Genomic DNA, 6,272 nt, shown 5'->3' with positions numbered 1-6,272 from the left:
GAAAAAAGCTCAGCCTGGTTGTATTGTTATCATCCATTATCGTTAAGGGGTTAATGGGTTAGACTCTATTTTTGAGTTTAGATTTTCGTAGTAGATGGTGGCGGCGAGGAGCGCCGCCATAGGAGTTTCTTATGCAATTATCGGGGCAGGCTAGTGGAATTAGAACCTGTGTTTTAAAAGTTCAGGTTTTGCCCCGCAATTATTAGGTGTTTTTTATAACCAAGCCTTTTTTAGGAGCTTCACGCCTAGCTTGATTTGCTCAAAAGAAAGATTACTAAAACCAAGTTTAATAATGGGTTTATCGGTATTTTTTTTCATGAAGTAGAGTGAGGTAGGATACACTTTAACGCCATGAAAGGAAGCCTGCTCTATTAGCCATTCTTCTGAACGTTTCAGGTGTACTTTGATTAATATATACAAACCGGACTGCTCACCAATAATGGATATATTTTGATCGAACTGCTTTCTTAATACTGATACCAGGAGCTGCATTTTTCGTTTATAAACAAGACGCATACGTTTAATATGGCGATTCCATTCCCCCTCTTCCATAAATTTGGCCATTGTGAGTTGGCTTAAAAGGGACGTGGTACTCTCGAAATGGAGAAATTGGTTTTTATAGCGGTGTAAAAGTGCTTCTGGCAACACCATATAACTTAAACGAATTCCAGGAAGAAAGGACTTTGAGAAATTACCTAGATAAATGACTCTTGCAGAATCAATGGAAGCAAGAGCTGGAAATGGCTGCTGCGTATAGCGAAATTCACTATCATAATCGTCTTCGATAATATACCCTTGCATCTTGTTAGCCCAATGAATAAGCGTTTGCCGTTGTTGAATGGACATGCTTACCCCATATGGGCTGTGATGGGAAGGTGTTACATAGATTAAGCGTGATTTCATTTGTTTCAATTGTGAAAAATCAGCACCTGCCTCATAGACTGGTAAAGTTTCAATCGTAAAACAATGGAATTGAAAAGCTACCCTTGCGCCATCATATCCAGGATCTTCTACTGTTACACTTGGAAAATCATCCTTCAGTATATGTCCAAGATTGATAAGCATTTGTTGGGTACTACTGCCGATGATAATGGCATTTTCATTTGTTTTCACCCCACGGGATTGGAGTAAGTATGTGGCAATTTGTTCACGTAGGCACACCTCACCAAAGGGTTCCCCATATTGAAAGCTCTCCTGTAATGTTAATACTTGATTGGCAATCCTCCTCCAAATCTTTAGAGGGAAATGTGTTTGGTCTACGGCACCTGCCCGGAAATCAATGAGAGTAGGTGTCACTGATTCTCTATGCTTTTTATTATGGGGAATTAACTCTTCTTGGGCTAAAAGTGGCTCTAATTCATTTACAAAATAACCTTTTCTCCCTTCTCCACGAATATATCCTTCAGCTACAAGTTGATCATAAGCCATTAATGTCGTATTGCGACTTACTTGAAGGGAAGCTGCAAGTTGACGAATGGAAGGCAATTGTTCATTAGCAAGTACGTCACCCCGATCAATAAATAACTTAAATTGCTCGTAAATTTGTTTGTATTTGGGTGAATCATCCTTAAAAGCAAAAATAGTATTTATCATTTGCGACCTCCTTTGACATGTCTGTTTATTTAGAATTGTACCTTTTTATATGTCAGTTTGTATAATACTATATTTCTTAGATGTGGTAATCGATTATTCAAGGTAGATATGAGGATCGTACAAATTGCCATGATCGTGAATATCAGGTGGAAAGGAGATTTTTTATGTATATTCCTAAGCAATTTGAAATAAAAGAATTAGCAGTAGCCTACGATGTAATACAGGAGAATGGTTTTGCAACATTGTGTTCAAACCATGAAGGTATGCCTTTTGCCACACATTTACCACTGCTTTTGAATAAGGAAAAAAACTATTTGTATGGTCATTTTGCTCGTCCGAACCCTCAATGGAAAGATATTGAAAATCAAACAGTCTTAGCAATTTTTCATGGTCCTCACTGTTATATCTCTCCCTCTTGGTATGAGACGAATCAGGCAGTACCAACATGGAATTATGTGACTGTCCATGTATACGGCGAAGCCGAACTTATTGAGGATGAACAGGAGTTAACGGATTCCTTGCATGATATGGTATTGAGGTATGAAGCTCCTGATAGCTCATACAAATTGCAAGATGTAGACGCTGATTTTCTCGCTGGGATGAACAAGGGAATTCAAGGCTTCAAAATAAAAATCAACAAGATGGAGGGAAAAGCGAAGGTAAGTCAAAACCATTCATTACATCGACAAGAGCTAGTTATTAATCACCTGGAACAGATCCAAAATACAGATGAGCAAAAAATTTCCTTTTTAATGAAGGCTAACCTAAAAAAATGACAATACTTGAAGTGGCCCTGCTCAATCGTTTAAAAAAGAAGAGAGCGATAAGTAATAAGTCAATGGATTATGGTCAGTATTGACAATTCCTAACCATTTTCATTCTTTGTGGAACAGAGCTGACTTTGTGCTGCATGGATGGGTTCGTATTATAAGGTTAGCCAGTTTTTACTGGTTGGCCTTTTTTAATAGAATCTATTAATCAGTAGCCAAGGGAGGACGAACCGATGTGTCGGACTTGATCCCGTGAACTGAACTGTCCGCCCCCTACTTATAGAAACATTGGATTTACTCTCCATTAAAGAGAAAAGAAACGTTCCTGGCTTTAGCTGAAAGATTTTGCCACCCTATTAGCTGGTTTATTTCGGTCTATTCCTTAGGCCCTGCTAATGATTACGCCCTTATTTTAAGTCATAGAAAAGGCTCTCCTCAATCGGACAGCCTTTTGGTTTTTATACGATCATCTATATACCCCAGCAACTTAAGTCGCTCAAAAGGCCTTAGAAAACTAACTTCATATCGCTCCATGCTTCTTGTAGTGACTTCCCGTCAAACCTGGATTGTTCCAATAATTCTTCCGCCGAATCAAACGATTGTAAATCAGATTCCCAGTCAGATAGATGCCATTGATTGGAATGTTCATTCACGTGATAAATTGTATCTTTATAAGCAAAACTGACCCTTCCCTCATTAATGATAGCTTGTTTTACTTGTTCATATGAATAGTTAATTTTTTCGAGGGCGAGTTCTGCATACGTTCGAACCTCACTATCGACATCATTCTTGAAATTTTCTATCAATGAATGTAGAATTTCATCATCCAATCTATATGTAAGAGAGTTCCAAACACTGTTAGCAACCCATTGCCTCACATTTTCGTCGTGATAATTACTTAAAGTTAAAAGTTGATTTCCAAACCACTTCAAATCCACATCGCCTTGTGCTAGGTCCGGTATAGCATATATTAATTCATCTACATTATCTTCTTGTATAAACTTTTCAAAGTCCTGTTTACTGTATACCTTTACCTCCATTCCCTCAAAATCAAATTCCTCATTTTCAAGGTATAGGTTTTTTAGGAATTCTTCAAAGCTATCTGCGATTTGTATGGTTTGTTCCAAATCAACGTCTACATAAACAATGGGGGGAGAAGAGGTGGCATCGCGGTAATCAAATGCGAGCCAAGTATGACCGTCTCCATTGAATAAAATAAGTCCTTCCGGCAGTTCCCACTCTTTTATGTAATAATCATTTTCAAGGATTCCATTTCCGGCACCAATCCCTTTAATGTGTTCCACTATAACAAAAGATTCACCCCAGACGGTAGGAACAGGGGACGGATGAGCATTACAGATGGGTTGTCCCCCATTTTGTTGCTTAAGAATAGCAATGTACGAGTTTGGTAACGTTACATTAAATAACTCTTCTGCCTTTTTTACGATTTCGTCTGTTAACGGTTGTAACATATACTCGTCATTACTTGCTTCCCATATACTTTCTACCAACACATTCACCTCCTTAAAGTTCAATCATTATTGGATTTTCAAGCGAATGCTACTTTCCTCTCGAAATTTCCTCATTAGCTGAAAAAACCTCTCATATATCATACTACAAAAATTTATAGGCTTCCTTTTAATAGCAAAAATCTCTAAGCAAATAACCTTCCTTAACAAGGGCAAACTCATAACTCTCATTTCTATGTTGCCTAATGATTAAAAATCAAAAGAATAAATCAATGTAATAGTACGTAATATATGGGTTATTATGGTAGTCTGGAAAAGGGGGTGTCTAAATGAAGGTGGTCATTCAAGCATTTATGGGTTCAATTGCAATTCATATAGTCTATATAGCCGGGTTGATACTAGTCAGTTATATAAAAACAAGAAACTATAAACCAGATATTGTGAATGCGTGGGATAAAGTGGAGACACTTCAAAATGAAGTAGTTTTTGGTAAGGTTAATTCTCCTTTTCTTTACGTATTTACTTTTATGGGAGTAACTTTGATTTACGGAGTTATAATCCTTTTATATAAAAAATGGTTGAACTAACTGATGCATTAGCTGAAGGTTGGAGCTTGCTTAAGGCAGCTTTCTCAAGAAGATTATCGAAGGAATGAGGATGAATGTAAAGCAAAAGAACAGGGAGGAGTTAAATTGAAACAAAATATTGGTACAGAAGAAGCGATTAAAAGGTGGGATGGTTTCGCTGATACATATTCTGCAAATCATACTGAACAAGGGGACCTACATAAAGAAGTTTTGTTAAATCCGACTTTATTATCACTTATGGAAACAGTAAGTAATAAAAAAGTTTTAGATGCCGGGTGTGGTGAGGGCTATTTAAGTAGAATTTTAGCGAGGTCCGAAGCGACTGTAACTGCTGTGGATTATTCACCACGGATGATAGAAATTGCTAAAGGAAGAACCCCAAATGATTTGCTAATTGATTATAGGCAAGGTAATTGTGAGGACTTGAATCTTTTAGAAGATAAAAGTTTCGATTTAATAGTATCCAATATGGTTATTCAAGATCTTGCCAATTACGAAAAAGCATTTCAAGAAATGTATCGTTTGTTAGTGGAGGGAGGGTGTTTTATATTTTCGATTTTACATCCTTGTTTTGTTACTCCAGATAGTGGTTGGGAGAAAACAAGAGACGGTAAAAAGTTGCATTGGAACGTAGATAACTATTTTTATGAAGGTGTGTATGAACAAGGTTTAGGAGATAAAGAAAAAATGCTATTCTTCCATAGAACATTAACGAGTTATATAAACACTATAATCAAAACAGGTTTTATTTTAGAAAGCATAATAGAACCGAAGCCATCAAAAGAGATGTTAAAAAAATATCCTTCATTTGAAGAAGATTTTAGATGTGCTGATTTTATCGTTTTTAAACTAAAAAAGTAAAGGTGAATATTTTGATTGGAATCATCTGTTCCACTAACAGGTTATCCAGGGCTGCCATTGGGTTGCCTTTTTGCTTAATGACTAAAGGGGCAGTTAGTTATAGATGAAAAATATAATCAGTACCAAAATCGCATTTCTTCCAACTAGTTTCAGAAAACGATTTATTTTATAACAAATATTTATATATACTTAAGCCATTAACAATAAGGGGGAAATTAACATGACAAATAATAAAGTCAGCAAGAAAAAGGAGCTGCCACTTGAACACCGTGAAGAATTACTCAGGGACTTAAAAGCCCGATTTGAGAAAAACATGAACCGTCATAAAGGTCTTGAATGGGCTAAAGTCCAAGCGAAGCTTGAAGCTAATACTGAAAAACTGTGGTCGCTCAATGAAATGCAAAGAACTTGCGGTGAACCGGATGTTGTTGGTTATGATCAAAAGAAGGACGAATACATTTTTTATGATTGTTCAGCGGAAAGTCCTAAAGGTCGAAGAAGTGTTTGTTACGACCGTGAAGCGCTGGAGTCAAGAAAAAAACATAAACCAGAAAATAACGCTATTGATATGGCAACTGCCATGGGCATTGAACTATTAACGGAAGAACAGTACCGAGCGATGCAGAAACTTGGGAATTTTGATATGAAAACATCGAGCTGGGTGCAAACACCCTCTGATATTAGAGAACTGGGAGGTGCCCTTTTTTGCGATAGTCGCTTCGGACATGTGTTCATATATCACAACGGTGCGGACTCTTACTATGCTGCCAGGGGGTTCCGTGGCTCGCTAAGGGTCTGATTTTTCACAAACAGCTAAATTTAAGTTTGAGAACGGAACACTTGGGGAGGGCTTTGATTTCATTCTTCCACTATCGGGTGCTTTACTTGGATAGAATCAGTTGCCAATAGGCAACTGTCAGTTTGTAGACAAAAGGGGTTCGGAATTAAAAAATTCCGAATCCCTTTTGAAATTCCCTTTGAAATTTTGACCA

At 37.2% G+C, this 6,272-nt stretch carries 6 protein-coding genes; 4 read left to right on the top strand and 2 right to left on the bottom strand.

The window, feature by feature from the left end; genetic code table 11:
• Positions 1-213 precede the first annotated feature (213 nt).
• Entirely contained in the window at positions 214-1,593 is a 1,380-nt protein-coding gene (gene pdxR, locus IOC57_RS25200) for a MocR-like pyridoxine biosynthesis transcription factor PdxR (RefSeq protein WP_207441320.1), read from the bottom strand.
• 164 nt (positions 1,594-1,757) lie between these two features.
• Here pdxR and IOC57_RS25195 point away from each other — a divergent pair, with 164 nt between their 5' ends.
• Positions 1,758-2,369 carry an FMN-binding negative transcriptional regulator gene (locus IOC57_RS25195; protein WP_207441319.1) on the top strand — a complete coding sequence of 204 codons (612 nt, stop codon included), beginning with the start codon at positions 1,758-1,760 and terminating at the stop codon, positions 2,367-2,369.
• A gap of 500 nt (positions 2,370-2,869) precedes the next feature.
• Here the strand turns inward: IOC57_RS25195 and IOC57_RS25190 are convergent, their stop codons facing one another.
• Positions 2,870-3,874: an SMI1/KNR4 family protein gene (locus IOC57_RS25190; RefSeq protein WP_286185186.1), complete on the bottom strand. Its 1,005-nt coding sequence runs from the start codon at positions 3,872-3,874 to the stop codon at positions 2,870-2,872.
• Between the two features lie 287 nt (positions 3,875-4,161).
• Here IOC57_RS25190 and IOC57_RS25185 point away from each other — a divergent pair, with 287 nt between their 5' ends.
• The 3 genes from IOC57_RS25185 to IOC57_RS25175 all read left to right on the top strand — a co-directional run bounded on the left by IOC57_RS25185 (position 4,162) and on the right by IOC57_RS25175 (position 6,079).
• Positions 4,162-4,419 (top strand): hypothetical protein, encoded by a 258-nt coding sequence (locus tag IOC57_RS25185; protein ID WP_207441318.1) that lies wholly within the window; start codon positions 4,162-4,164, stop codon positions 4,417-4,419.
• A 105-nt stretch (positions 4,420-4,524) separates the two neighbouring features.
• The gene (locus tag IOC57_RS25180) at positions 4,525-5,280 is read left to right on the top strand and encodes a class I SAM-dependent methyltransferase (protein ID WP_207441317.1); all 756 of its coding nucleotides are present in this window, start codon (positions 4,525-4,527) and stop codon (positions 5,278-5,280) included.
• Positions 5,281-5,500: 220 nt separating this feature from the next.
• A complete protein-coding gene (locus IOC57_RS25175; protein WP_207441316.1) occupies positions 5,501-6,079 on the top strand; it encodes a DUF4256 domain-containing protein in 579 nt (192 codons plus the stop codon).
• The last annotated feature ends 193 nt before the right edge of the window (positions 6,080-6,272 follow it).

The organism is Bacillus sp. SD075 (genome assembly GCF_017355165.1).
Taxonomy (GTDB): domain Bacteria; phylum Bacillota; class Bacilli; order Bacillales; family DSM-1321; genus Peribacillus.
This window is presented reverse-complemented; position numbering and strand designations above follow the sequence as displayed.

Bases quoted from the DNA above. Each gene is read 5' to 3' on its own strand.
- IOC57_RS25185 (WP_207441318.1), top strand. From the start codon at position 4,162: ATGAAGGTGGTCATTCAAGCATTTATGGGTTCAATTGCAATTCATATA.
- pdxR (WP_207441320.1), bottom strand. From the start codon at position 1,593: ATGATAAATACTATTTTTGCTTTTAAGGATGATTCACCCAAATACAAA.
- IOC57_RS25175 (WP_207441316.1), top strand. From the start codon at position 5,501: ATGACAAATAATAAAGTCAGCAAGAAAAAGGAGCTGCCACTTGAACAC.
- IOC57_RS25195 (WP_207441319.1), top strand. From the start codon at position 1,758: ATGTATATTCCTAAGCAATTTGAAATAAAAGAATTAGCAGTAGCCTAC.